This window comes from Bacillus sp. FSL K6-0069, assembly GCF_038007785.1.
Classification (GTDB): domain Bacteria; phylum Bacillota; class Bacilli; order Bacillales; family Bacillaceae_G; genus Bacillus_A; species Bacillus_A mobilis.
This window is the reverse complement of the sequence record NZ_JBBOXN010000001.1, coordinates 4,435,398-4,458,960: the sequence shown is the minus strand read 5'-3', so window position 1 is coordinate 4,458,960 and position 23,563 is coordinate 4,435,398. Positions and strand designations below refer to the sequence as shown.

Below are 23,563 nucleotides of genomic sequence, written 5' to 3'. Positions count from 1 at the left end.
AAGTATATTTGCCTTAAATATAGCAGCTATTTCCGCTTCCTCTAATGAATCTCCCTATCTAAAAACTATATCGTCTTTTGGGCAGAGATGAATGGAAAGGTTAAAATAATCTATTTCATCTTTCCATTTGTTATATTCATTAAATGCTTTTTTGAAGATTTTTCTAACATTTTCTTACGCAATTATATCACTATTTTTACTTGCAATGATTGTAAATCTTTTAGGGTTACTAGAAACTATTTCAATGGCAGCTGGAAGTTTCTCGAGACAAAACTCTGCAATACTTGAGTAGAAAGTTGTTCCTCCAACTTCCATTTCAACTTCTGGACCCTTATTAAATCCCTCAAGTTTCCATTTGGTTTGAAGAGCTTTCCATACCTTATAGAGGCTATCCATTCCATATTCAACCCTTGCGTACTAAATGTACCACTTGCAGGACTAAAACCTTTTCCGCTTTGAACTTCCGCCAAACCTGTCGCAATGCTAGCGGCTAGTTGGAGTGCAGTATCATAATTATTACTAGAAGTATAATTAAATTCATATAGATGTTCTAATTTTTCTTGCAGTTTTTGCCTCATGACAGTAAAAAGATTTACCATAGCGTCCATACCTGGGATCGGCATAGTTTGGTTGAGCGCTTCTGTACTTGCTATCATTCGATCGATTTCTCGAATTTGTTCTAATATCTCCTGTTCGATAACATCTGTAGAAGCTACCTGTGATTGAAAATCTCTTGGAAAAGCATCATTTTGACGGATTAATTCTTCGCATAAGTAAATGATTCCTTGTGCTAACGGACGAAAGGTTTGTAAGAAATATGCTTTTGCACTGCTATATGTTTGTCCTTGTAGAACAGTATCCAATGCAAAAGCATCAATAGAATGAATAATTTGTTCCATTCCTTGAATAGTAGCGTTACAGAAAGCGTTCATACTTTCTGTTTGAGCTTGTACTTCACCGAGATACATATTTAAAGACATGAACTTTCCCTCCCCGTACAAGAAAATAATACCAATTTAAGGGAGGGGATGTAAATTGAATATTCTAATAATTCTATGGTTAAAGAGATACTAGTTCATTAAGTTTTTTTAATCTCATTCGGATGCTCGGGTGATGAAGAGGTTTTTAAGGTTGAATGTAAATAGAAAAAGGGAAGGTATAGAGAATGTACACATAAATACGTTGTAAAAATCATGTTAACAAAAAGAAAGTATAGCAAAGAAAAATGAGTTATGGGGTAGAATGTAGTGTTTTTTAGTGTTAGAAGAAGGTACACTGGCTAAATTCAGAAATGATAATTCTAATGTTGTATTAGCATTGAAAAGAAATACTAACATTAGAACAAATAGGGCAGTATAAAATGAATTAGATAATGAAGAAAGCCGCTCGTTTTTTCGGGGCGGCTTATTCTTTACATGTTTTAGTTTTCTTCTTCTTTGTAATTCAATGCAATCTCTACTATTTCTTCCGGTGTTAAATCCCTAAAATCCCAAAAGATTATATCACTTGGAGCGGGATGAGGTACACCGCTATTATTAAATTGGTTTACGTATTCATTAAGTTCTTCTTCAGGTAATTTAGGATTACAAATCTTTGTTACAAGTTCAATAAGTTCTTCTTTTGTCATTTTGAGTGACATACTAACCATCCTTTCATAATCATTAACCTTTTTTACCGAAATGATATGAACGATCTAAAACATTTTGATGCATTTTAGGAGAAACAATTATTAAGTTATCGAGATTGTACACATCTCCACCCTGGTGAATTGGTTGTTTATGGTGCAAAATATATTGATTGTGCTGACCATACTTCTCAGATAATGGAGCGAATGGAGCTTTACCCTCTTTCATAAGGTTTATATTTCTTTGGTTAAATTCTGTCGCATAGTCTGAATCAGCAACTGTTTTCCAAAATTCTTTTCTAAAATCATCAAAGGAGTTGAAATTTTTTCCAATTAGCTTATTTCGAATTTCTTGTGGAATAACACCAATTGAACCTTTATTATACATTAGTTTCTTTTGAGTCCCTAAACTTCGTTCAAGATTAAAACTTGAAGTTACTGTTCCTGGAGAATTTCTTTTTTGTGCACTTGAAATCGTAGTCTTTGCAAAATTATAGTAGGCTTGATTCAATTCGCTTTGAGGTATCTTGGTTATGATAGTTCCACCAGAGAAAGCATAAGAAACATCTTTCTTAAAAGATTGTAAAATCTCAGATGCGTGCCTCATTTCTTTTATTAGTGTTACTCCTTTTGTTAATGTACTTGCTCCACTTGATGCTTTTACTCCTTTTATAACAAGTCCTGCTCTACCTACTCCCTTGTCGGTGATTAGACCAATACCTATTTGGGTTAATGCATAAGTAATCCATTGCGTACGGCTCTCTGCATCTCCATTTATCATATCTCGTTTCACGGTACTTGAAAATGTATGCCACATATTTTTCGCCGTTTCATCCAAATGTAAAATCGCATATGTAACATTAATAAAAGTTTCTATATCCATATTCCTTATATTCATATTACTTAAAGTTTCCATGGACTTGATTGTATCTTCAACAGCTTTCCCTGTTCCGATTACAGTACCATTCCATATCTTTTTTACTGTTTCGAACATTTTAACTACACTGTCTACCTTATCGCCCCACGCTTTTTTAATCGCAGATGTTTCTTCTAGCCTACCGCACATTTCTCCATCTTTAATTAAATAATCAGCTTTTCGTTTTTTTTCTTCTGTAATTGCTTGAATAGGACCCGTCCACTCCATATTCAACCCTTGCGTACTAAATGTACCACTTGCAGGACTAAAACCTTTTCCACTTTGAACTTCCGCCAAACCTGTCGCAATGCTAGCGGCTAGTTGGAGTGCAGTATCATAATTATTACTAGAAGTATAATTAAATTCATATAGATGTTCTAATTTTTCTTGCAGTTTTTGCCTCATGACAGTAAAAAGATTTACCATAGCGTCCATACCTGGGATCGGCATAGTTTGGTTGAGCGCTTCTGTACTTGCTATCATTCGATCGATTTCTCGAATTTGTTCTAATATCTCCTGTTCGATAACATCTGTAGAAGCTATCTGTGATTGAAAATCTCTTGGAAAAGCATCATTTTGACGGATTAATTCTTCGCATAAGTAAATGATTCCTTGTGCTAACGGACGAAAGGTTTGTAAGAAATATGCTTTTGCACTGCTATATGTTTGTCCTTGTAGAACAGTATCCAATGCAAAAGCATCAATAGAATGAATAATTTGTTCCATTCCTTGAATAGTAGCGTTACAGAAAGCGTTCATACTTTCTGTTTGAGCTTGTACTTCACCGAGATACATATTTAAAGACATGAACTTTCCCTCCCCGTACAAGAAAATAATACCAATTTAAGGGAGGAAGTGTAAATTGAATATTCTAATAATTCTATGGTTAAAGAGATACTAGTTCATTAAGTTTTTTTAATCTTATTCAGATGCTCGGGTGATGAAGAGGTTTTTAAGTTGAGTGTAAATAGAAAAAGGGAAGGTATAGATTATGTACAAATAAATACGTTGTAAAAATAATGTTAACAAAAGGAGAGTACAGCAAAGAAAAATGAGTTATGGGATAGGTTTTTATTAATGTGGATAAAAATGGCTGAAATTTTAGAGAGAGGGTTAAGTTTTATCCCGCTTCAATGGGCAGTAAGACCCCCAGCTCAAAATTCAGCGAAAGCAAAGAAGTTAGGTGGGAGATCAACTGCCCATAAAAGTCCGATTGGTGAAGGCTAATAATTAGTGGGGGATGAAGAAAACCCCCACTGATTAAAGTTTCACTTTATTTTGTTACATTGTTCCGTTTTTATACATATACCGGCTATATTCAATAAAAAAAGCCCAGGCCCCTTGATAAACAAGGTTCCTAAGGCTTTTAATAATACTCTTTGCAGAGTACCGAGATTAACGAGAGTAGAACTCTACGATTAATGCTTCGTTGATTTCAGCTGCTAACTCAGAACGCTCAGCGTGACGAGTGTAAGTAGCTTCTAATTTATCAGCATCGAAAGTTAAGTATTCTGGTACGAAATTGTTAACTTCGATCGCTTCTTTAACAACAACAAGGCTGTTAGATTTTTCGCGAACGCTGATTGTTTGACCAGGTTTTACACGGTAAGATGGGATATCTACGCGAGATCCATCAACTGTGATGTGGCCGTGGTTTACTAATTGGCGAGCTGCGCGACGAGTGCGAGCTAAGCCCATACGGTAAACTAAGTTGTCAAGACGAGCTTCAAGAAGGATCATGAAGTTTTCGCCGTGCTTACCAGGCATTTTACCTGCTTGGTCAAATGTGCGACGGAATTGACGCTCAGTCATGCCGTACATGTGACGAAGTTTTTGTTTCTCTTGTAATTGTAAACCGTATTCTGAAAGTTTCTTACGTTGGTTAGGACCGTGAGGACCTGGTGCGTAAGGGCGTTTTTCTAATTCTTTTCCTGTGCCGCTTAGAGAGATTCCAAGACGACGAGACAGTTTCCAAGCTGGACCTGTATAACGAGCCATAGTTGACTCCTCCTTTAAAAATGTTTTTATTTACGTAAAATAAAAACAGACGTAATCGATATTTACGGGCATTTTGTTTTCATGTACCTTCGCTCCAGCAGCAGGGAGTTACGAGATACACCTCCGTAGAGGAACAAAATACAAACGATAAACTCACATTACAAGGCTGCCTTTTTATTTTACACAAACGCTATTATATCTTTTACCCAGAGTTTCGTCAAGCAAGTACGTTTTTGTTTTATGCATATAAATTTTGGAAATGAACAAGAAGGAATTTAAAACGATATAAAAGAAGTGATAGAAACACAAATAAAACGCTTACATAAAATGTAGTAAAAATGTTCATTAATTTTTTGTTGATGGATATGCGGGATAAAAACATAAAAGGGGATGTTTTTATGAAAAAGAAGCATATGGAGACAGCGTTAATTCATCATGGTTATACATCTGAGGAACATAAAGGAAGTTTAACACCACCGTTATTTCAGACGTCTACATTTACATTTGAGACTGCGCAGCAAGGGGAGGCGAGTTTTGCGGGAGTGGATCCGTCTTATATTTACTCAAGACTTGGAAATCCAACCGTAAAATTATTTGAAGAACGTATGGCGGTGTTAGAAGGAGGAGAAGAAGCTCTTGCCTTTGGATCTGGTATGGCAGCTATTTCCGCAACATTAATTGGTTTTCTAAAAGCTGGAGATCATATTATTTGTTCAAATGGATTATACGGGTGCACGTACGGTTTTTTAGAAGTATTAGAAGAGAAGTTCATGATTACGCATTCGTTTTGTGATATGGAGACAGAGGATGATGTCGAAAATAAAATCCGTCCAAATACAAAAGTTATTTTCGTTGAAACACCGATTAATCCAACGATGAAATTAATCGATTTAAAACAAGTGATTCGGGTTGCGAAGCGAAATGGCTTACTTGTCGTTGTTGATAATACGTTTTGTTCACCTTATTTACAAAGACCGCTTGAGCTTGGTTGTGACGCAGTTGTGCATAGTGCGACAAAATATATTGGCGGTCATGGCGATGTAGTGGCGGGTGTAACGATTTGTAAAACGAAAGCGTTAGCTGAAAAAATTCGCCCGATGCGAAAAGATATTGGTGGTATTATGGCGCCGTTTGATGCATGGTTATTGTTACGCGGATTAAAGACGTTAGCGGTAAGAGTGGACCGCCATTGTGATAATGCCGAAAAAATTGTATCGTTCCTGAAAAATCATGATGCGGTAGAAGGTGTTTGGTATCCAGAAGGTGAGTTAGCATCTCGCCAAATGAAACGAGGCGGCGGTGTGATTTCTTTTTCAGTAAAAGGCGGAAAAGAAGAGACGCAAGCGTTTATCAATGACCTTCATTTTATTACAATTGCCGTAAGTTTAGGGGATACAGAAACGTTAATTCAGCATCCGGCAACGATGACGCACGCTGCGATTCCAGCTGAGTTAAGACAAGAAATGGGTATTTACGATAATTTAATACGTTTATCTGTCGGTTTAGAATCATGGGAAGATATCGTGTCTGATTTAGAGCAGGCGTTAAAGAAAATATCTACTGTGAATCAATAAAAAAGAGTGAGCTATCGGTTTCGTACGTGATGTACGCAATCGATAACTCGCTCTTTTCTTTTTTAAATATGTTTTAAGAGTGTTTCCACAAACTTTTCTAAATAGCGCTGATCTACTTCATCAAAACGATTTTTTTCAGGGCTATCAATATCAAGTACACCAATGACAGTTTCTTCTTTTACAATCGGTACAACGATTTCTGAATTCGAAGCACTATCGCAAGCGATATGTCCTGGGAATTGGTGAACGTCTGCTACAAGCTGCGTTGTTTTTGTTTCAGCTGCAACGCCGCAAACGCCTCGTCCAAATGGAATGCGCACGCAAGCAGGCATCCCTTGGAATGGTCCAAGAACAAGCTGATTTCCTTCTGTTACATAAAAGCCAACCCAATTCACACGATCAAAAAATTGGTTTAATAGTGCGGACGCATTTGATAAGTTTGCGACTACGTTTGATTCGCCAGTTAATAATGCATCCAGTTGTTTAATTACTGTCTCATATTGCTCTTCACGAGATCCTGCATAACTTTCTTTAGTAAACATGGAAACAGCCCCTTTTTTATCGAGATGTGTAAAATATTAGCAAAATACAATGTATTTCACATGACTTTGTCGATAGAAAATTAAAGGAATTTGTCTTAAAAGTCAAGAAATTTAAACTATAGCTGTTCAGTGAGAGGAAGTGAGCGCATGAAACAGACGAAACAAAAAGTAATTGATGCGGCAATATCGTTGTTTAACACGAAAGGTTATGATGGAACGTCGGTGCGAGACATTGCAAAGCGAGCGGATGTGAATGTAGCGAATATTTCATATTATTTTGCTGGAAAGCAAGGCCTATTAGAGCAGCTTATTACGGATTTTTTAGAAGGGTATATTCATGTGATTGAAACGTCCTTTGAACAGAGAGAGTATTTGTCGGCTAAAGATGTGATGGTGCAAATGGTGCGTGGGATTTTACGATATCAATTTGAAAATAGGGAACTGACACGTTTCTTCTACCGAGAGCTTTCACTGGATACGACATTAATTCGCGAAGTGATGACCATTTATTTTTCCAAAGAAAGATATTATATAGAGCAAATCATAAAGCAAGGACAAATGAAACGAGAGTTTAAGAAGGTATCTTTTACAATGTTTATGACGCAATTAAAAGGCATGATGAATATGCCGTTTTTATATCCGCAATATATATCAGAAGTGTTGCATTCTTTTCCGTCTGAGACATTTTTCATAGAAATGTACACGAAGGAAATTGAACAATGGATGGAACAAACATTATGTATAACGAATATGTATCAGGAATGGCCAAGAGCTGTTCATATGTAAAAAATCCCCACCTAACGAACTGAGGTGGGGATTTTTGTGCTTTCTTTTCTTTGCCATATATTGTTGCATATTAGCGCGATAATTGTTAAAGAGGCTCCGGAAATTTCGATTTTGTCGACTGTATAACCTCGAAAGATGGAACCGATAAGTGCAAGTACAGGAACTAAATTCATAAATAATATGCCGTTAATAGATGAAATATAGCGATTTCCTGTGTTCCAGCAAAATACAGCGATAACACCTGCAATAATCGACATATACAAGAGTTCAAAACGAACGTTCATAATTGTACGTAGTGAAGGTACAGTAACGACGTTTGTGTAAGTGAAGAAAGTGACGATAACGATGAGTGAAATTGAGCCGAATAGACAAGTTAACGCCGTATACCTGAGTGGTGACCAAGATTGAAAACGAGCACCGCCGTTCGTGTAAATGACCCAGCAAGTAACGCCGCATAGCATAAGTATATTTGTTGAGAGGTGACTGGCAGCTCCAAATAATAAGTGAATATTTCCTTTTGAAATGACAAGCATAACACCGAGTAATGCAACGAACATACAAAGGAATGTGTAGTTTTGTGGACGTTTATTTTTTGTTAGCCACTGCAATAATAAAGCGATGAGCGGCATAAGAGATTGAATCATCGCGGCATGGATGGCTCCAGAAGGTCCGGCAAGTTGTTGACCGTAAAAAACGAGAAAACCGTATCCAGCGAAGCCGACCGTTCCGTAAAAGAATAACGAAAGTGTTCTTTTTTCTAAGCGTAGTGAAGTTCTTCCTTCAGTAATGAATAGCAAAATAAGAAAAATAATAGCTGCTGATCCGTATCGGATAGTTGTGAAGAAAAACGGATCGATAAACTGCAGGGCATTTGCCATGACAGGAAACATAAATCCCCAAGCAGTTACGGCAAGTAAGCATAAGAGGGATCCGAGTAGCATTTGTTTTTTGTTCAAGAGTTTCATTCCCCTTTATATTTCGTTATAGTAAGTTGATGAAATAAGTATAAAGAGTAATTGTTTATAGAAGGAAATATCGATTTTTTATGACAGTTATAACTTTTTGTTAGAGGTGTGTACGATGGATTTGGAGGCAGTACGATCGTTTATTGAAGTAAAGAATACGCGAAGTTTATCGAAGGCGAGTAAGCTTTTACATATTTCTCAACCGGCGCTTAGTAAGCAAATTCAAAGATTAGAAGCGGATTTAGAGGTTACTTTACTGAAGCGTTCTGCGCAAGGAGTGGAGTTAACAGAGGCTGGAGAGTTATTTATAACAAGAATGTTACCGATTTTGAAACACATATATGAAGTGAAAGCCGAAATGAAGACTTTTCAAGAGAAGCGGAAAATCTCTATAGGTATATTACCAAGTTTAGCAGCTCATTACATATCAAAATGTAAAGATGTATTAGGTGAAGAATTCGAAGTAGAATGGAAAATTGAGCATACGAAAGTACTAATGGGACTCTTTAAAGAGCGGAAGATTGAAGCGATGTTCGTCGATTCAGTAGTAGAAGGCGCTACGTGTATAAAAGAAATGCGAGAAGAAAAAATTGTTTGTGTCGTTTCAAATGATCATCTTTATAAAGAGAAAACAGTGATCCGAATGGAAGATTTGCAAAATGAAAAGTTAATCGTATACCCAGAAATCTGTGATGTAAGGAAAATGATTACGAATATGTTTCAGGGGATAGGTGCGAAACCAATCATTGCATTTGAAACTTCTTATGCAGAACCGATGCTTGCGATGGTCGGAGCTGGACTTGGTATTACGTTACTTCCAGCAATGTCAGTAAAGCAAGCGGTAAAGCAAGGGAATGTGCATGCGATTTCTATTGAACCACCACTTGCACGCAAAATTTATTTCGTATCCCATATGGAAGAGAACCTGTTATTGCAATCATTTGATGATGGAAGCCAATCCAAACAGAAGATTGAGAAAGATTACAATTGCATTGAAAGAAACATGAAATTTTAAAAAAAACTAGGTCAAAAACAAGCCATTACATGGTATGATTAGTACATTGTTAGTTGTTAAATATAGGGGAATTCCCTTTTTATACATAATGCCTTCCATTTCATAAACGGAACGGACAAAAAAAGAGATATAACTAGGAGGCTTTTTTGCATGGATTCTATCCTGACGATCGTTATCATTGTAGTAAGCTCTATTCTAGTGCTGCTCATGATAGAGCTTGTGATAAGAAATCGTTCATATAAAGATATTGAAGCACTTGAGCAGTGGAAACAAGAGATAAAAGATAAACCTGTGGCAGATGAACTAAAACGGGTGAAAGATTTAAACATGACGGGTCAAACAGAAGAACTGTTTGGTAAATGGCGTGAAGAATGGGATGAGATTGTATCAACAACCCTTCCGAAAGCTGACAAAGATTTAGCGCAAGCGCGAAAATTCGCCTCGCAATTCTCCTTCCGAAAAGCAAAGCATGCGATGAATGAATCCATAAGTGGTTTAGATGACGCTGATAATCGTATTACAGACATTTTAAATGAATTACAGCAATTGTTAGAAAGCCATGAAAAAAATAGCTCGGAAATTGAAGAGTTACGTGATACATATCGTAGTATGAAGAAGAGTGTTCTTGCTCATAGACATATGTATGGAGCAGCAGAGCAGAAAATCGAAGAGATGCTAGATGCTGAATCTAATAAATTTAAAAGCTTTGAAGAGGCAACAGATAATGGTGACTATTTAAAAGCGAGAGAAATTGTTATTAGTTTAGAAGAAGGTTTGGCAAGCTTAGAAATCATTATTCACCAAATTCCAGATTTATTGGTAGAGTGTCAAGCGACGTTACCAGTTCAGCTGGAAGATTTATTACACGGACATAATGATATGGTAAGACAAGGTTATGTATTAGAGTATTTGGAAGTCCCTAAAGAAGTTCGTGATATGACGACACAACTACACACATGTTTAATGGATATACAGGAGCTTCATATAACGGAAGCAGCCGAAAAAGTAGAAAACTTAAAAACGCGTTTAGATGGCTTCTATGATCAATTGGAACAAGAAGTACATGCGAGACATTATGTGGAGCAAAAAACACTTTCTGTTTATGAAGACTTAGAAGAAATTCGCAATGAAACGATTGAAACAAAAGCAGAAACACAACTTGTGAAACAAAGTTATCAGCTACAAGATAAGGACATTGAGTCTCAAAAAGTAATTGAAAAGCAAATGCATATTTTAACGAAACGTTTTGAAATGCTGCAATTACGCGTTGCGGAACAAGATATTGCCTTCTCTATTATTCGTGAGGAACTAGAAGAGGTTTATGAGCAATGTGAAACGTTAAAAGTACTTCATGCAGAATATAAAGAAATGCTGCAAACGATGCGTAAAGAGGAATTTGAAGCGCGTGAGAAGTTGCAAGAAATGCGAAATATCATTTTTGAAACGAAACGTTTTATGCAAAAGTCGAATTTGCCGGGTCTTCCAGAAAGCATTATGGAAGATTTAAAAAGAGGACAAATGGCAATGCAAGCTGTATATGAACAGCTAGAAGTGAAACCGTTAAATATGAACGCTGTAAATAGCAGTTTAGAAGAAGCGTACACAACTGTTAATGGTGTAGCTGAAATGACAGAAGAGTTAATTGGACAAGCGTATTTAGTTGAAAAATTAATTCAATACGGTAATCGTTACCGCAGTCATGATGAGAACCTTGCAGAGAGCTTAAATTATGCGGAGAAATTATTCCGTGAATATCAATACGATGCAGCTTTAGAACAAGCGGCTTCTGTACTAGAGCAACTTGAACCTGGCGTTGTTCAAAAAATAGCTGAATATGTAGACAATCAACAAACCCTTTCATAAGGGTTTGTTTTTTTGTGTAATTTTGGGGACGATGTTGCTATAATGAATAGCGGAATACAGTAAGGTTATTCGTTTTAAAATATAGTGAAACTGTAATCGGTAGGGCCATCCTCACTAATTATCGGCCTTCACAATCGGGATAAAATGGAACCTTTGAGTAGTCTTAGCGTAATTACACGTATTTGTGATATGATTATATGATGTGATAGCGCTGAAAGGGGAAGAATGATGATCTATTTTGATAATAGTGCGACGACGAAGCCATATCCAGAAGCCCTTCAATCGTACGTAACGGTTGCTGGAAAATATTTTGGAAACCCTTCTTCTATTCATTCGCTTGGGGGAGAGGCAGAGCGTCTATTAACACAATCAAGAACGATTGCAGCGCAGCTTCTTCACGTTAAACCTTCTGAAATTATTTTCACATCAGGTGGAACGGAAGGGAATAATCTTGCGATTAAAGGAATAGCGATGAGGAATCGTTCGCGCGGTAAACATATCATTACAACAAATATTGAACACGCGTCTGTGTTTGAAGCATATAAACAATTAGAAGATCTCGGTTTTGATGTAACATATTTACCGGTTAATGAGCATGGTGTTGTATCGGTAGAGGATGTAAAACGAGCACTTCGTGAAGATACGATTCTTGTGTCAATTATTCACGTGAACAACGAGACTGGAGCAATTCAGCCTGTTGCTGAAATTGGAACGTTATTATCGAACTATCCGAAAATAAGATTCCATGTGGATCATGTACAAGGGATAGGAAAAGTACCGCTTGATTTATATGCTTCTCATATTGACCTTTGCTCAATATCTGGACATAAATTTCACAGTGTAAAAGGAACGGGTCTTCTTTATGTGCGTGATGGCGTAAGGTTAGATCCAATTTTATCAGGTGGTCAACAAGAGCTTAAGTATCGCTCTGGTACAGAAAATTTACCTGGCATTGTAGCGATGGTGAAAGCACTTCGCATGACAATGGAACAAGTGAAAGAAAAGATAGCTCATTTGCACAATTTACAAACAGAGCTTGTCCGTTTCTTTAAAGAGATGGAAGATGTCACGATTAATACGTCGCTTGCCTATGCAGCACCGCATATTTTAAATGTATCATTCGTTGGTTTAAAACCAGAAGTAGTCGTTCATGCTTTAGAAGAGTACGGTGTATATGTATCGACGAAGTCTGCTTGTTCTTCAAAAGCAAATGAAGTGAGCAGAGTGTTAGTGTCAATGGGAGTACCGCATGCCGCTGCTGCGAGTGCTATTCGCATTAGTTTGGCACCAGAAAACACGATGGAAGAAGTAAAACAATTTGAAGGTATTGTGAAAGAGACGATGCCAAAATTATATGAAGTGATGAGGTAAAGAAATATGATGACATATGAATATATTTTAGTTCGTTATGGAGAGATGACGACTAAAGGTAAGAACCGTTCTAAATTTGTAAGCACATTAAAAGATAACGTAAAGTTCAAACTGAAAAAGTTCCCAAATATTAAAATCGATGCAACACATGATCGTATGTACATCCAATTAAATGGCGAAGACCATGAAGCAATTTCTGAAAGATTGAAAGATGTATTTGGTATTCATAAGTTTAACTTAGCGATGAAAGTACCATCAGAATTAGAAGATATTAAAAAAGGTGCATTAGCGGCTTTCTTACAAGTAAAAGGCGATGTGAAAACATTTAAAATTACAGTGCACCGTTCTGATAAACGCTTCCCGATGAAGACGATGGAGTTACTTCCAGAAATCGGTGGGCACATTTTAGAAAACACAGAGGATATCACAGTAGATGTTCATAATCCAGATGTGAATGTACGTATAGAAATTCGCAGTGGTTACACATATATTATGTGCGGTGAGCATATGGGAGCTGGCGGTTTACCAGTTGGTGTTGGCGGAAAAGTAATGGTACTTCTTTCTGGTGGTATCGATAGCCCAGTAGCAACGTACTTAACGATGAAACGCGGCGTGTCTGTGGAAGCAGTTCACTTCCATAGCCCACCTTTCACAAGTGAGCGTGCAAAACAAAAAGTAATCGATTTAGCACAAGAGTTAACGAAGTACTGTAAACGTGTAACGCTTCACCTTGTTCCATTTACAGACGTGCAAAAAACGATTAATAAAGAAATTCCATCTAGCTATTCAATGACAGTTATGCGCCGTATGATGATGCGTATTACAGAGCGTATCGCAGAAGAGCGTAATGCGCTTGCAATCACGACGGGTGAAAGTCTTGGACAAGTAGCAAGCCAAACATTAGATAGTATGCATACGATTAACGAAGTAACAAACTATCCAGTTATTCGTCCACTTATTACGATGGATAAATTAGAAATTATTAAAATTGCTGAAGAAATCGGCACATATGATATTTCAATTCGTCCGTACGAAGATTGCTGTACAGTATTCACACCAGCAAGCCCAGCGACGAAGCCGAAGCGTGAAAAAGCGAATCGTTTTGAAGCGAAATATGATTTCACACCATTAATCGATGAAGCTGTAGCGAACAAAGAAACAATGGTATTACAAACGGTAGAAGTAGTGGCGGAAGAAGAAAAATTCGAAGAACTTTTCTAAAACCATAAATTACCATATCTAAAACATGTATGAAGTCATGTTGTTTATCACACTCTATACTCACAAGGAGGTGATACAACATGGCAAGCAACAATAAATTAGCAGTATCTGGTGCTCAAGCAGCATTAGATCAAATGAAATACGAAATCGCTCAAGAGTTTGGTGTTCAACTTGGAGCAGATGCAACAGCTCGCGCTAACGGTTCTGTTGGTGGTGAAATTACTAAACGTCTAGTTTCATTAGCTGAGCAACAATTAGGCGGTTACCAAAAATAATCCCATATATGATGGCTTAGAAAGAGCGGGTTCTCCCGCTCTTTCTTTTTGTTGTTTGCACTGTTATACATTTATTTCGACATAGCTATAAAAAATTTGTCAAAAGAAGAGGGTTCAAAATTAACTGAAAATTCTTTATTATATAAGGGAGGCATAGAAATGGAGGAGGATATTGTATGAAAAGAGAAGAATTGTTGGCGCCGCCGTCTTATAATTTAGTTTCTGAAATAGAGAAATATACAGGTGATAAAGAGAAGCTTGCTTTAATTTGGCAAGATGATAAAGGGAATAGACGAGAAGTTACATACACTGAGTTAATGCAAGGTGCGAATAAAATTGGAAACGCTTTTATAAAGAGTGGTCTACAAAAAGGGGACAAGCTTCTTATCATGATGCCGCGTTTAATTGAAGCGTACATGACGTATATCGCTGCAATTAAAGCAGGATTTGTCGTAATTCCAAGTTCGGAAATGTTACGTAAAAAAGATATTGAATATCGAATAGAGCATGGGGAAGTAAAAGCGATCGTAAGTTATGAGCCGTACATTGGCCAGTTTGATGATATAGAAGCGATGGAGTCTCTTCAAAAATTCGTTCTGAGCGAGCAGTCAGTAGATGGATGGATTAATTTAAAAACAGCGTTAGAAACAGAAAGTGACCTGTTAGAAATGGCGAAGACAGATAAAGAAGATATGGTCTTTTTATCTTACACGTCAGGAACGACAGGAAATCCAAAAGGTGTTGTTCATACGCATGCGTGGGCATACGCTCATTTACGTACGAGCGCTCCAAATTGGCTCGGAATTGAAGAGAATGATGTTGTGTGGGCAACAGCTAGTCCAGGCTGGCAAAAGTGGATTTGGAGTCCGTTTGTAGCAACTCTCGGATCAGGAGCAACAGGGTTTGTATATCACGGTAAGTTTGAACCAAAAACGTATTTAAATTTATTAGGTGAGAATAAGGTGAATGTGCTTTGTTGTACGCCAACTGAGTATAGATTAATGGCAAAAGTAGAAGACTTAAGTGAGTACAATTTAGAAGCGTTACATAGCGCTGTATCGGCAGGTGAGCCGTTAAATAGAGAAGTCATTGAAACATTCCAAAAGCACTTTAATATTACAGTGAGAGACGGCTATGGGCAAACGGAAAATACATTACTTGTTGGTGTAATGAAAGGGATGGATATTAGACCAGGATCAATGGGAAAACCAACGCCAGGCAACCACGTTGATATTGTAGATGAGGAAGGTATGCCGGTACAGGTAGGAGAAGTTGGTGATATTGCAGTTCACATTGAAACACCAGCCCTCTTTAAACAATATTATAAAGACGATGAGCGCACAGCGATGCAATTCCGTGGTGATTATTATATTACCGGTGATAAAGCGAAGAAAGATGAAGACGGCTATTTCTGGTTTGAAGGGCGCGGTGATGATATTATTATTAGCTCTGGTTATACAATCGGACCGTTTGAAGTAGAAGATGCACTTGTAAAACATCCTTACGTAAGAGAGTGCGCAGTTGTTGCAAGCCCTGATGAAATTCGCGGCAGTGTCGTGAAGGCATTTATCGTATTAAGAGAGAATATAGACAAGAACGAAGAAACATTAATTCCAGCACTCCAACAACACGTCAAAGAACTCACTGCACCATATAAATACCCTCGCAAAATTGAATTTGTAGATGAACTACCAAAAACGATTTCCGGAAAAATTCGCCGTATTGAACTTAGAAAACAAGAGATGGAGATTCCATCAAAATAATTTCGAAAATAGTTGAATGAACTGTAAACCGTATGGTATTATAAAAGCGAACGTAAGTTCGATTTTATAAATTGAAAAAAGAGGTGTCCGTATGATTTTAGGTATCAATCCGTACTTAGTTTTAGATGGTGGTGGGCAAGAGGCTGTACAGTTTTATAAAGAGGCGTTAGATGCAAAAGTAGAAGTCATGCAAACTTTTGGTGACATGCCTGAAAATCCAGAATATCCGATTCCAGCTGAAGCAAAAGAGCGCGTTTTACATGCTACTTTAAAAGTTGGAAATACGGACCTTATGATTTCTGATACATTCCCAGGTAAAGGGCATGCAATCGGGTCTCAAGTAACAATTGCAATTCAAATTAGTGATGCAGAAAAAGCGAAAGAAGTATTCGAAAAGTTACAAGAGGGCGGAGAAGTTATTATGCCACTTCAAGAAACGTTCTGGAGCCCAGCATACGGACAACTTAAAGATAAATTTAGCATTGAATGGCAAATTACAACGTCTACTACTGAACAAAAATAATTTTTGGAAAAGCACCGTTTTTAATCGAAATGGTGCTTTTTTTATACGAATGAATTTCGTAGACTAGAGGGAAAAGGGGGATGAGTATATGGGAGAAATTTGGTATGGTGGCACCATTTACACGATGCGAGAAGAGAATGAAAAAGTAGACGCTGTTTATGTTGAAAACGGTATGATCGTTGCTGTCGGGAGTAAAGAAGAGTTAGGAGACCGATATGCTACGGTTAAATTGCACGATTTAGAAGGCAAAACGATGATTCCAGGTCTCGTTGATAGTCATATGCATCTTATTGGGCATGGAGAGAGGTTACTCCGTCTAGATTTATCAAACTGCACATCTTATAGCGAAGTGCTGACTCTCGTGCGTAAGCGAGTGGAAGAAGCTCCAAAGGGCTCTTGGGTTATTGGAGAAGGATGGAATGAAAATAACTTTATAGATACGAAAGATGTTCATGTGAAAGATTTAGATGAAATCTCGAAAGAACACCCCATTTTATTAAAGCGTGTTTGTCGTCACGTGACATGGGTGAATTCATACATACTGCAAGAAGCGGACATAACAGAAGCGACGCAAGACCCGAAAGGCGGGAAAATTGGCCGTGATTCATCAAATATGTTGACAGGGCTACTATATGAACAAGGGCAAGAATTAATTAAACATGTGCAGCCAGAAATTGATGAAGTTTATTTACAAAGAGCTTTGCAAACAGCGATTAAAGACTGCTGGCAATATGGTCTCGTTGGTGGGCATACGGAAGATTTAAATTATTACGGTGGTTTTAGAAAAACGCACAATGCGTTTTCTCATGTTATAAAGGAAATGCCATTTAAAGCACATTTACTCGTTCACCATGAGGTAGCACATGAACGAAAAGAATATGAAAATGAGCATTATATTGAATTTGGGGCGATGAAAATTTTTTCTGATGGTTCTTTTGGCGGAAGAACAGCTTTATTAAGTGAACCGTATGAAGATGCGCAGGACACAAATGGAGTTACGATCTTCTCACGCAAAGAGCTTGCGGAGTTAGTGAAAAAAGCACGAGATTTACATATGCCAGTAGCGATTCATACAATCGGTGACTTATCGCTAGAATATGTCATTGATGCACTTGAATTATATCCACCAGCAGAAGGATTACGTGACCGCATTATTCATTGTCAGCTCGCTCGTGAAGAGTTGATTGAGAGAATGAAAAATTTACAAGCCATTATTGATATACAACCAGTTTTTGTTTCATCAGATTTTCCATCAGTCATTGAAAAACTAGGAGAGCATCGTCTTCGTTATGCGTACGCTTGGAAGACGTTACTGGAAGCGGGATTACATTGCAACGGTGGATCTGACGCGCCAATTGAACAAGTGAATCCGTTTTTAGGCATATATAGCGCTGTTACACGTAGAAGTTTTATTGACGGTATATGTTATATGCCGGAAGAGAGATTAACGGTATATGAGGCTGTCTCTTTATTTACAACAGGAAGTGCCTATGCAATCGGAAAAGAAGCGAAGCGAGGACAAATTGCAAAAGGATATGAAGCGGATTTTACGATAGTAGATCGCAATATTTTTGAAATAGAGGCAGAAGAAATAAAAGAAGTACAAGCAGAAATGACCGTAATTGATGGGAAGATTGTGTATAGGAAAGACGTGTGAAAATATATCGATTTACCGACAAAAGCTACCAATATTGACCGATAGCGAGAGAAATAAAAAAACCGCCGCATTATCATAATGCGGCGGTTTTTCCTTCTATAAAAACGTTCTCTGTACTTTTTCCCAGAAGGAATTGTTTTTTAATTTAACTGTTTTAATTTGTTTATCGCTTAAGCGTACAACAGCTTTTTCTACTTGTTTAATGCTAAGCGCTTCATTATCCATACCGATAACAGGATAATCGTTACCGTCTGGTCTTAGTTTTAAAGTTAGTGTACGTTCGTGATTTAAAATGAACGGTGAACCGAGCGTACGGTATGTGTTGTTATTTAATGATGCTAGTTCGCTTACTTGGAAGCATGGGATAAGCGGATCAACAACGGCACCATGTAATGATTTATTGTAAGCTGTACTTCCTGTTGGGGTAGAAACAACTAAACCGTCCCCTCTAAATGTTTCGAAATATAGATCATCAACGTGAACATCTACAACGAATGTTTTAATGATGCTAGAACGTAATGAGAACTCATTTAAACAATGGAAAGATGTACCGTGATCTACATCTACCTGAATGGTCGGGTATTTTCGCACTTCAATTTCATTTTTTGTAATTTCTTGAAGGGCTGTATCAACGTGATCAATATGGAAATCGCAGTAGAACGAAATTTCATCTTTCGTAGAAATCCCTGCGTATAAGCAATCTTCTCTAAAACCAGTTTTACGAACGGCTTGTAAGAAAGTTGCATCATCTCCAACACTGACGATAGCGTTTGCATTTTTTGGATGATCTAATATGGTAAATCCATTCTCTTCTAAAATACGATAGATTGGTTTCATTTTTTCAACGAGCGTTGCTTTGTCATCACCATAAAAGAAAAATAAATTGCGACGATCTGCCATTATGTATCCCTCCACTGCAGTTAAATTTTCTGTTCTTCGTGCTACATATCATCAGAATATGTTCCCTGACGATATGTTCAAATAATATATTTCGATATAAAATGTCAAAATCCCTTTTTATTTTTAGAAAAATTTTTATATTCAATCTTATGAGATTCTGTTTAATGATGAATAAACTTGTCGATAATGGGTACGGAGTGAAAGGATGATACGTATGAAGTGGCTCGTAATTGGAATAATAATTCTTCTCCTTTTTATTTTGCTTATACTATTGTCGAAAATAAAGCTTAAAGTGACATTTTTATATTCAGAAATGGAAAAGCAATGTTTGTTTCAAGTGAAAATATGGATGATTCGATATACATTCGATGTATTGGAAAGAATTGAAAAGCAACAGAAGAAAACAGGACAAAAGATCGAGAAGGCTGAAGAGGACGGCGGATTAGATAATAAAATTATAGCGCAACTTGATAGTATGGGGGAGCTGATAAAAAAGCTGCAAGAAGTTCATACTATTGTTAAAGATTTTCTCAAACGAGTGAAAATCAATGGTTGGAGATGGCACACGCAAATTGGTGCAGGTGATGCAGCTAGTACTGGAATTGTCACTGGATATGCATGGGGGACAAAAGGAATGGCTGCTGGAGTTGTAGGACAATATATGCATATTGTCGATGTACCAGAGTTTGAAATTACGCCTGTTTTTCAAGGGAAAGGATTTGCGTCAAGATGTGAGTTAACAGCATCTTTTCGTATATTCCGTACTATAAAAACAGCGGTGAAATTGCTCATGTTTATGAGAAAGCAAAAATCTGGTATGACAGAAAAATCTGTTCAAGCATAGGGGGGATATAGAATGGACCATCCAATTCAAGGTTTAATGACAACCGCAATGCAGCATTTAAAACAAATGACTGATGTAAATACAATTGTTGGTGATCCGATTAAAGCGGCAGATGGAAGTGTAATTCTTACCGTTTCGAAAGTTAGTTTCGGCTTTGCTGCTGGTGGAAGTGAATTTGGTAAAGTAGAACATTCAGGCCGTCATCCATTTGGCGGGGGAAGTGGTGGAGGAGTTTCTATTAATCCTGTTGCTTTTCTTGTTATAAATGGAGACGGTGTAAAAGTGTTGCATTTAGATAAGCAAACACACGTCATTGATAAAATAATTGAATTAGCGCCACAAGCTGTTGATAAAGTGAAGGAAATGATGGATAAACGAAAAGAAGACGATCCTGAATTTCAAATTTAACGAATAAAGAAGCTGATCAATGGATTGGCTTCTTTAATTTTTTTGTAAATAAAGCGATTTTATTTGCATTATCGATAGGGACAAACTATCATTTACAGTGTACATATTTTGTTTAAATAAGGGAGGATTTTCAAGTGGCAAACGTAACTTTTAAAGGTAATCCAATGACTTTAGTTGGAACAGAAGTTAAAGTTGGCGATCAAGCGCCAAACTTCCAAGTATTAGCAAACGACTTATCTCCAGTAAGTTTAGAAACATACAAAGGCGAAGTGAAATTAATTAGTGTTGTACCTTCAATCGACACAGGTGTGTGTGATGCACAAACACGTCGTTTTAACCAAGATGCAGCAGGTATTGAAAACGCGAAAGTATTAACAATTAGCGCTGACTTACCATTCGCTCAAAAACGCTGGTGTGCAGCAAACGGTTTAGAAAATGTTGTAACACTTTCTGACCACCGTGACCTTTCATTCGGTGAAGCTTACGGCTTAGTAATGAAAGAGCTTCGTTTACTTGCTCGTGCAGTATTCGTAGTAGATAGCAACGACAAAGTAGTTTACGCAGAGTACGTAAGCGAAGGTACAAGCCATCCAAACTATGAAGCAGCATTAGAAGCAGCTAAATCTGCAAAATAATGTGAAGGAAATGACCTCTTATAAAGAGGTCGTTTTTTCTCATATATTGCTGCGTAACGTTACCAATATATGAGAAAAAACGTTATATCATATATAACTGAAAGGGGAGCTCTTTGCAGGAGGTCGCTTTTTCTTTTTGGAAAAAAACACTTTGTGGTATGATATAAGTTATGTGTAAAAGAGAGAAGGAGGAATGTACGTGAGTCAGACAGTAGAAACATTATTTTCTATTTTTGATTCTTCTGCGGTAGTTTTACGTAAAGAATTAGATGTAACATATTTAGAGGCGCTTGTAGAAACAGGTGATAACTTGTTTGAAGGAGCGATTTTACAAGAGGAATTATCTGAGTCAGCAATTGAAAGGCTGAATCGTGAATATAGTACGTTTAATGAAGAAACATATAAAGGTGAAGAAATTCGTAAAGCATTTCAGTTAGCCATTTTAAAAGGAATGAAAGAAGGCGTACAAGCGAATCACGAAATGACGCCTGATGCAGTTGGCATGTTCATGAGCTACTTATTCCATAAATTTATGCAAGGTCAAAACGAAATTACGGTGTTAGACCCTGCAATTGGAACAGGTAACTTAATGACTACAGTGTTTAATAGCGCCAAAGAAGGACTAGCAATGAGTGGGTTTGGTGTAGAAGTGGATGAAGTGCTAATTAAACTTGCTTTAGTAAATGCGAATTTACAAAAGCATGCAATCGAATTCTTCCATCAAGATGGACTAGCGCCACTTTATATCGATCCGGTTGATGCAGTTGTTTCAGACTTACCGATTGGTTACTATCCAAATGAAATCGGTGCAAGTGAATATAAGTTAAAAGCAGATGAAGGAATGTCGTATGCGCATCACCTATTTATTGAACAAAGTGTGAAACATACGAAAGAAGGCGGGTACTTATTCTTCCTAGTGCCAAACTTCATCTTTGAAAGTGATCAAGCACCAAAATTACATGCATTTATTAAAGAAACATGTTTTATTCAGGGGTTATTACAGCTACCTGTTTCCATGTTTAAAAACGAAAAAAATGCAAAAAGTATATTTGTTCTCCAAAAGAAAGGCCCTAGTGTAACGATGCCAAAACAGGCGTTATTAGTGGAGTTACCTAAATTCTCCAACATGAAGGCGATGGAGAACATTATGGATCAATTAAATACTTGGTTTGCAACGCATAAATAAGGCTAGGTATATGTAACAGGGTTGGTAATTCATGTAGTACAGTTTTATATGATATGTCATATTTTTAAATATATACTAGATTTAACTGAATTTTTTTGAAATCTGTAATATATATTTTTTCTTGGTGTTACAATTTTTTCACTTGAAATATATGTCGGACGATGTTTAAATTAAAATCGTGAGTATAAAATTTGCTAATGATGAAACGTTTTCATATGTAGTGAATTTAATTAGATAAAATCGAGCGGTTTGTGGAAACATCCACACAACTACCAAGAGAAAAAGGGGCGAAAGACTAGATGTCAAAAATCATCGCGATTAACGCAGGAAGCTCTTCCTTAAAATTCCAATTATTTGAAATGCCAAGTGAAACAGTATTAACAAAAGGTTTAGTAGAACGTATCGGTTTAGAAGATAGTATCTTCACTATTACTGTAGATGGCGAAAAACAAAAAGAAATTACAAACATTCCAGATCACGCAGTAGCAGTTAATATGCTTCTTAACAAATTAACTGAAAACGGAATCGTTAAATCTCTAGATGAGATTGGCGGTATCGGTCACCGTGTTGTTCACGGCGGCGAAAAATTTGCTGACTCTGTTTTAATTACTGATGAAGTATTAGCTGATATCGAAGAATTAAGCGATTTAGCACCACTTCATAACCCAGCAAACCTTGTTGGTATTAAAGCATTCCAAGAAGTATTACCAAACGTACCAGCAGTAGCAGTATTCGATACAGCATTCCACCAAACAATGCCGGAATCTGCATTCCTATACAGCTTACCGTATGAGTACTATGAAAAGTTCGGTATCCGTAAATACGGTTTCCACGGAACTTCTCATAAATACGTAACTGAGCGTGCGGCTGAATTATTAGGTCGTCCACTTGAAAGCTTAAGCTTACTTTCTTGTCACTTAGGTAACGGTGCAAGTATCGCAGCAGTAGAAGGCGGTAAATCTATCGATACTTCTATGGGCTTCACTCCACTTGCTGGTGTAACAATGGGTACACGTTCTGGTAACATTGACCCTGCGTTAATTCCATACATCATGGAAAAAACAGGCCAAACAGTAGAAGAAGTAGTTAGCGTATTAAACAAGAAGAGTGGTATGTTAGGTCTTACTGGTTACTCTAGTGACCTACGTGACATCATTGCGAAAGAAGAAGAAGGCGACCACCGTGCGAAAGTAGCACTTGATGTATTCGTAAGCCGTATCCACAAATACATCGGTTCTTACACTGCTCGTATGAAAGGTGTAGACGCAATCATCTTCACAGCAGGTGTAGGTGAAAACAGTGCGATTATTCGTGAGCGCGTATTAGAAGGCCTTGAGTACATGGGCGTATACTTCGACGTAAAACGTAATAACGTATTCGGTGAAGAAGCATTCATCAGCTTCCCACACTCTCCAGTAAAAATTATTGTAATTCCAACTGACGAAGAAGTTATGATCGCTCGTGACGTACTACGTCTTGGAAATATTGGTTAATATA

At 37.2% G+C, this 23,563-nt stretch carries 21 protein-coding genes and 2 pseudogenes; 16 read left to right on the top strand and 7 right to left on the bottom strand.

Features of this window, described 5'->3' with window-relative positions; translation table 11 throughout:
* Window positions 1-377: 377 nt before the first annotated feature.
* The 3 genes and pseudogenes from MHB74_RS22910 to MHB74_RS22900 all read right to left on the bottom strand — a co-directional run.
* A pseudogene (locus MHB74_RS22910) lies at window positions 378-980 on the bottom strand (T7SS effector LXG polymorphic toxin); the annotation flags it as partial.
* Window positions 981-1,420: 440 nt separating this feature from the next.
* Window positions 1,421-1,639, bottom strand: coding sequence for a bacteriocin immunity protein (locus tag MHB74_RS22905; RefSeq protein WP_061680126.1), 219 nt, complete (start codon window positions 1,637-1,639; stop codon window positions 1,421-1,423).
* A gap of 22 nt (window positions 1,640-1,661) precedes the next feature.
* Window positions 1,662-3,347 (bottom strand): T7SS effector LXG polymorphic toxin, encoded by a 1,686-nt coding sequence (locus MHB74_RS22900; protein ID WP_340844498.1) that lies wholly within the window; start codon window positions 3,345-3,347, stop codon window positions 1,662-1,664.
* Between the two features lie 282 nt (window positions 3,348-3,629).
* On the opposite strand from MHB74_RS22900, the gene MHB74_RS22895 reads away from it, so the two are divergent.
* Window positions 3,630-3,767 (top strand): hypothetical protein, encoded by a 138-nt coding sequence (locus tag MHB74_RS22895; protein WP_179885497.1) that lies wholly within the window; start codon window positions 3,630-3,632, stop codon window positions 3,765-3,767.
* Window positions 3,768-3,935: 168 nt separating this feature from the next.
* Here MHB74_RS22895 and rpsD read toward each other — a convergent pair whose 3' ends face one another.
* Window positions 3,936-4,538, bottom strand: a complete 603-nt coding sequence (gene rpsD, locus MHB74_RS22890; protein WP_000135322.1) for a 30S ribosomal protein S4 — start codon at window positions 4,536-4,538, stop codon at window positions 3,936-3,938.
* 398 nt (window positions 4,539-4,936) lie between these two features.
* On the opposite strand from rpsD, the gene megL reads away from it, so the two are divergent.
* Window positions 4,937-6,112, top strand: coding sequence for a methionine gamma-lyase (megL, locus tag MHB74_RS22885; protein ID WP_061679865.1), 1,176 nt, complete (start codon window positions 4,937-4,939; stop codon window positions 6,110-6,112).
* Between the two features lie 62 nt (window positions 6,113-6,174).
* Here the strand turns inward: megL and MHB74_RS22880 are convergent, their stop codons facing one another.
* A complete protein-coding gene (locus MHB74_RS22880) occupies window positions 6,175-6,654 on the bottom strand; it encodes a GAF domain-containing protein (RefSeq protein ID WP_061679866.1) in 480 nt (159 codons plus the stop codon).
* 147 nt (window positions 6,655-6,801) lie between these two features.
* Between MHB74_RS22880 and refZ the strand changes: the two genes are divergently transcribed.
* The gene (refZ, locus tag MHB74_RS22875) at window positions 6,802-7,440 is read left to right on the top strand and encodes a forespore capture DNA-binding protein RefZ (RefSeq protein WP_061679867.1); all 639 of its coding nucleotides are present in this window, start codon (window positions 6,802-6,804) and stop codon (window positions 7,438-7,440) included.
* An 11-nt stretch (window positions 7,441-7,451) separates the two neighbouring features.
* On the opposite strand, the gene MHB74_RS22870 is transcribed toward refZ, so the two are convergent.
* Entirely contained in the window at window positions 7,452-8,396 is a 945-nt protein-coding gene (locus MHB74_RS22870) for a DMT family transporter (RefSeq protein ID WP_061679868.1), read from the bottom strand.
* A gap of 124 nt (window positions 8,397-8,520) precedes the next feature.
* Here MHB74_RS22870 and MHB74_RS22865 point away from each other — a divergent pair.
* The 8 genes and pseudogenes from MHB74_RS22865 to MHB74_RS22830 all read left to right on the top strand — a co-directional run.
* Window positions 8,521-9,354: pseudogene (locus MHB74_RS22865) on the top strand (LysR family transcriptional regulator); the annotation flags it as partial.
* Window positions 9,355-9,570: 216 nt separating this feature from the next.
* Window positions 9,571-11,283 carry a septation ring formation regulator EzrA gene (ezrA, locus tag MHB74_RS22860; protein WP_061679870.1) on the top strand — a complete coding sequence of 571 codons (1,713 nt, stop codon included), beginning with the start codon at window positions 9,571-9,573 and terminating at the stop codon, window positions 11,281-11,283.
* A 228-nt stretch (window positions 11,284-11,511) separates the two neighbouring features.
* Window positions 11,512-12,654 carry a cysteine desulfurase family protein gene (locus MHB74_RS22855; RefSeq protein ID WP_000638956.1) on the top strand — a complete coding sequence of 381 codons (1,143 nt, stop codon included), beginning with the start codon at window positions 11,512-11,514 and terminating at the stop codon, window positions 12,652-12,654.
* Between the two features lie 6 nt (window positions 12,655-12,660).
* Complete coding sequence (gene thiI / locus MHB74_RS22850) at window positions 12,661-13,875, top strand: tRNA uracil 4-sulfurtransferase ThiI (protein WP_000989279.1); 1,215 nt, start codon at window positions 12,661-12,663, stop codon at window positions 13,873-13,875.
* Between the two features lie 80 nt (window positions 13,876-13,955).
* Window positions 13,956-14,150, top strand: a complete 195-nt coding sequence (locus MHB74_RS22845; protein ID WP_061679871.1) for an alpha/beta-type small acid-soluble spore protein — start codon at window positions 13,956-13,958, stop codon at window positions 14,148-14,150.
* 176 nt (window positions 14,151-14,326) lie between these two features.
* Window positions 14,327-15,913: an acyl-CoA synthetase MbcS gene (gene mbcS / locus MHB74_RS22840; RefSeq protein WP_061679872.1), complete on the top strand. Its 1,587-nt coding sequence runs from the start codon at window positions 14,327-14,329 to the stop codon at window positions 15,911-15,913.
* A 91-nt stretch (window positions 15,914-16,004) separates the two neighbouring features.
* On the top strand, window positions 16,005-16,436 hold the full coding sequence (locus MHB74_RS22835; RefSeq protein WP_061679873.1) for a VOC family protein: 432 nt from the start codon (window positions 16,005-16,007) through the stop codon (window positions 16,434-16,436).
* An 88-nt stretch (window positions 16,437-16,524) separates the two neighbouring features.
* On the top strand, window positions 16,525-18,093 hold the full coding sequence (locus tag MHB74_RS22830) for an amidohydrolase (protein ID WP_061679874.1): 1,569 nt from the start codon (window positions 16,525-16,527) through the stop codon (window positions 18,091-18,093).
* Between the two features lie 96 nt (window positions 18,094-18,189).
* Here the strand turns inward: MHB74_RS22830 and MHB74_RS22825 are convergent, their stop codons facing one another.
* Window positions 18,190-18,993: an NAD kinase gene (locus MHB74_RS22825; protein WP_000785179.1), complete on the bottom strand. Its 804-nt coding sequence runs from the start codon at window positions 18,991-18,993 to the stop codon at window positions 18,190-18,192.
* A 205-nt stretch (window positions 18,994-19,198) separates the two neighbouring features.
* Here MHB74_RS22825 and MHB74_RS22820 point away from each other — a divergent pair, with 205 nt between their 5' ends.
* The 5 genes from MHB74_RS22820 (at window position 19,199) to ackA (ending at window position 23,559) form a co-directional block, all read left to right on the top strand.
* A complete protein-coding gene (locus tag MHB74_RS22820) occupies window positions 19,199-19,837 on the top strand; it encodes a DUF2953 domain-containing protein (protein ID WP_061679875.1) in 639 nt (212 codons plus the stop codon).
* Window positions 19,838-19,849: 12 nt separating this feature from the next.
* Window positions 19,850-20,245 carry a GerW family sporulation protein gene (gene ytfJ / locus MHB74_RS22815; protein WP_000350003.1) on the top strand — a complete coding sequence of 132 codons (396 nt, stop codon included), beginning with the start codon at window positions 19,850-19,852 and terminating at the stop codon, window positions 20,243-20,245.
* A gap of 134 nt (window positions 20,246-20,379) precedes the next feature.
* Window positions 20,380-20,880, top strand: coding sequence for a thiol peroxidase (gene tpx / locus MHB74_RS22810; protein WP_000024525.1), 501 nt, complete (start codon window positions 20,380-20,382; stop codon window positions 20,878-20,880).
* A 199-nt stretch (window positions 20,881-21,079) separates the two neighbouring features.
* Complete coding sequence (locus MHB74_RS22805) at window positions 21,080-22,066, top strand: class I SAM-dependent methyltransferase (RefSeq protein WP_000084362.1); 987 nt, start codon at window positions 21,080-21,082, stop codon at window positions 22,064-22,066.
* 299 nt (window positions 22,067-22,365) lie between these two features.
* Window positions 22,366-23,559 carry an acetate kinase gene (gene ackA, locus MHB74_RS22800; protein WP_000034584.1) on the top strand — a complete coding sequence of 398 codons (1,194 nt, stop codon included), beginning with the start codon at window positions 22,366-22,368 and terminating at the stop codon, window positions 23,557-23,559.
* Window positions 23,560-23,563 lie beyond the last annotated feature (4 nt).

What these genes read in the sequence shown, in the direction of transcription:
- MHB74_RS22905 (WP_061680126.1), bottom strand. Translation starts at nt 1,639, where the DNA reads ATGTCACTCAAAATGACAAAAGAAGAACTTATTGAACTTGTAACAAAG.
- MHB74_RS22900 (WP_340844498.1), bottom strand. Translation starts at nt 3,347, where the DNA reads ATGTCTTTAAATATGTATCTCGGTGAAGTACAAGCTCAAACAGAAAGT.
- MHB74_RS22895 (WP_179885497.1), top strand. Translation starts at nt 3,630, where the DNA reads ATGGCTGAAATTTTAGAGAGAGGGTTAAGTTTTATCCCGCTTCAATGG.
- rpsD (WP_000135322.1), bottom strand. Translation starts at nt 4,538, where the DNA reads ATGGCTCGTTATACAGGTCCAGCTTGGAAACTGTCTCGTCGTCTTGGA.
- megL (WP_061679865.1), top strand. Translation starts at nt 4,937, where the DNA reads ATGAAAAAGAAGCATATGGAGACAGCGTTAATTCATCATGGTTATACA.
- MHB74_RS22880 (WP_061679866.1), bottom strand. Translation starts at nt 6,654, where the DNA reads ATGTTTACTAAAGAAAGTTATGCAGGATCTCGTGAAGAGCAATATGAG.
- refZ (WP_061679867.1), top strand. Translation starts at nt 6,802, where the DNA reads ATGAAACAGACGAAACAAAAAGTAATTGATGCGGCAATATCGTTGTTT.
- ezrA (WP_061679870.1), top strand. Translation starts at nt 9,571, where the DNA reads ATGGATTCTATCCTGACGATCGTTATCATTGTAGTAAGCTCTATTCTA.
- MHB74_RS22855 (WP_000638956.1), top strand. Translation starts at nt 11,512, where the DNA reads ATGATCTATTTTGATAATAGTGCGACGACGAAGCCATATCCAGAAGCC.
- thiI (WP_000989279.1), top strand. Translation starts at nt 12,661, where the DNA reads ATGATGACATATGAATATATTTTAGTTCGTTATGGAGAGATGACGACT.
- MHB74_RS22845 (WP_061679871.1), top strand. Translation starts at nt 13,956, where the DNA reads ATGGCAAGCAACAATAAATTAGCAGTATCTGGTGCTCAAGCAGCATTA.
- mbcS (WP_061679872.1), top strand. Translation starts at nt 14,327, where the DNA reads ATGAAAAGAGAAGAATTGTTGGCGCCGCCGTCTTATAATTTAGTTTCT.
- MHB74_RS22835 (WP_061679873.1), top strand. Translation starts at nt 16,005, where the DNA reads ATGATTTTAGGTATCAATCCGTACTTAGTTTTAGATGGTGGTGGGCAA.
- MHB74_RS22830 (WP_061679874.1), top strand. Translation starts at nt 16,525, where the DNA reads ATGGGAGAAATTTGGTATGGTGGCACCATTTACACGATGCGAGAAGAG.
- MHB74_RS22825 (WP_000785179.1), bottom strand. Translation starts at nt 18,993, where the DNA reads ATGGCAGATCGTCGCAATTTATTTTTCTTTTATGGTGATGACAAAGCA.
- MHB74_RS22820 (WP_061679875.1), top strand. Translation starts at nt 19,199, where the DNA reads ATGATACGTATGAAGTGGCTCGTAATTGGAATAATAATTCTTCTCCTT.
- ytfJ (WP_000350003.1), top strand. Translation starts at nt 19,850, where the DNA reads ATGGACCATCCAATTCAAGGTTTAATGACAACCGCAATGCAGCATTTA.
- ackA (WP_000034584.1), top strand. Translation starts at nt 22,366, where the DNA reads ATGTCAAAAATCATCGCGATTAACGCAGGAAGCTCTTCCTTAAAATTC.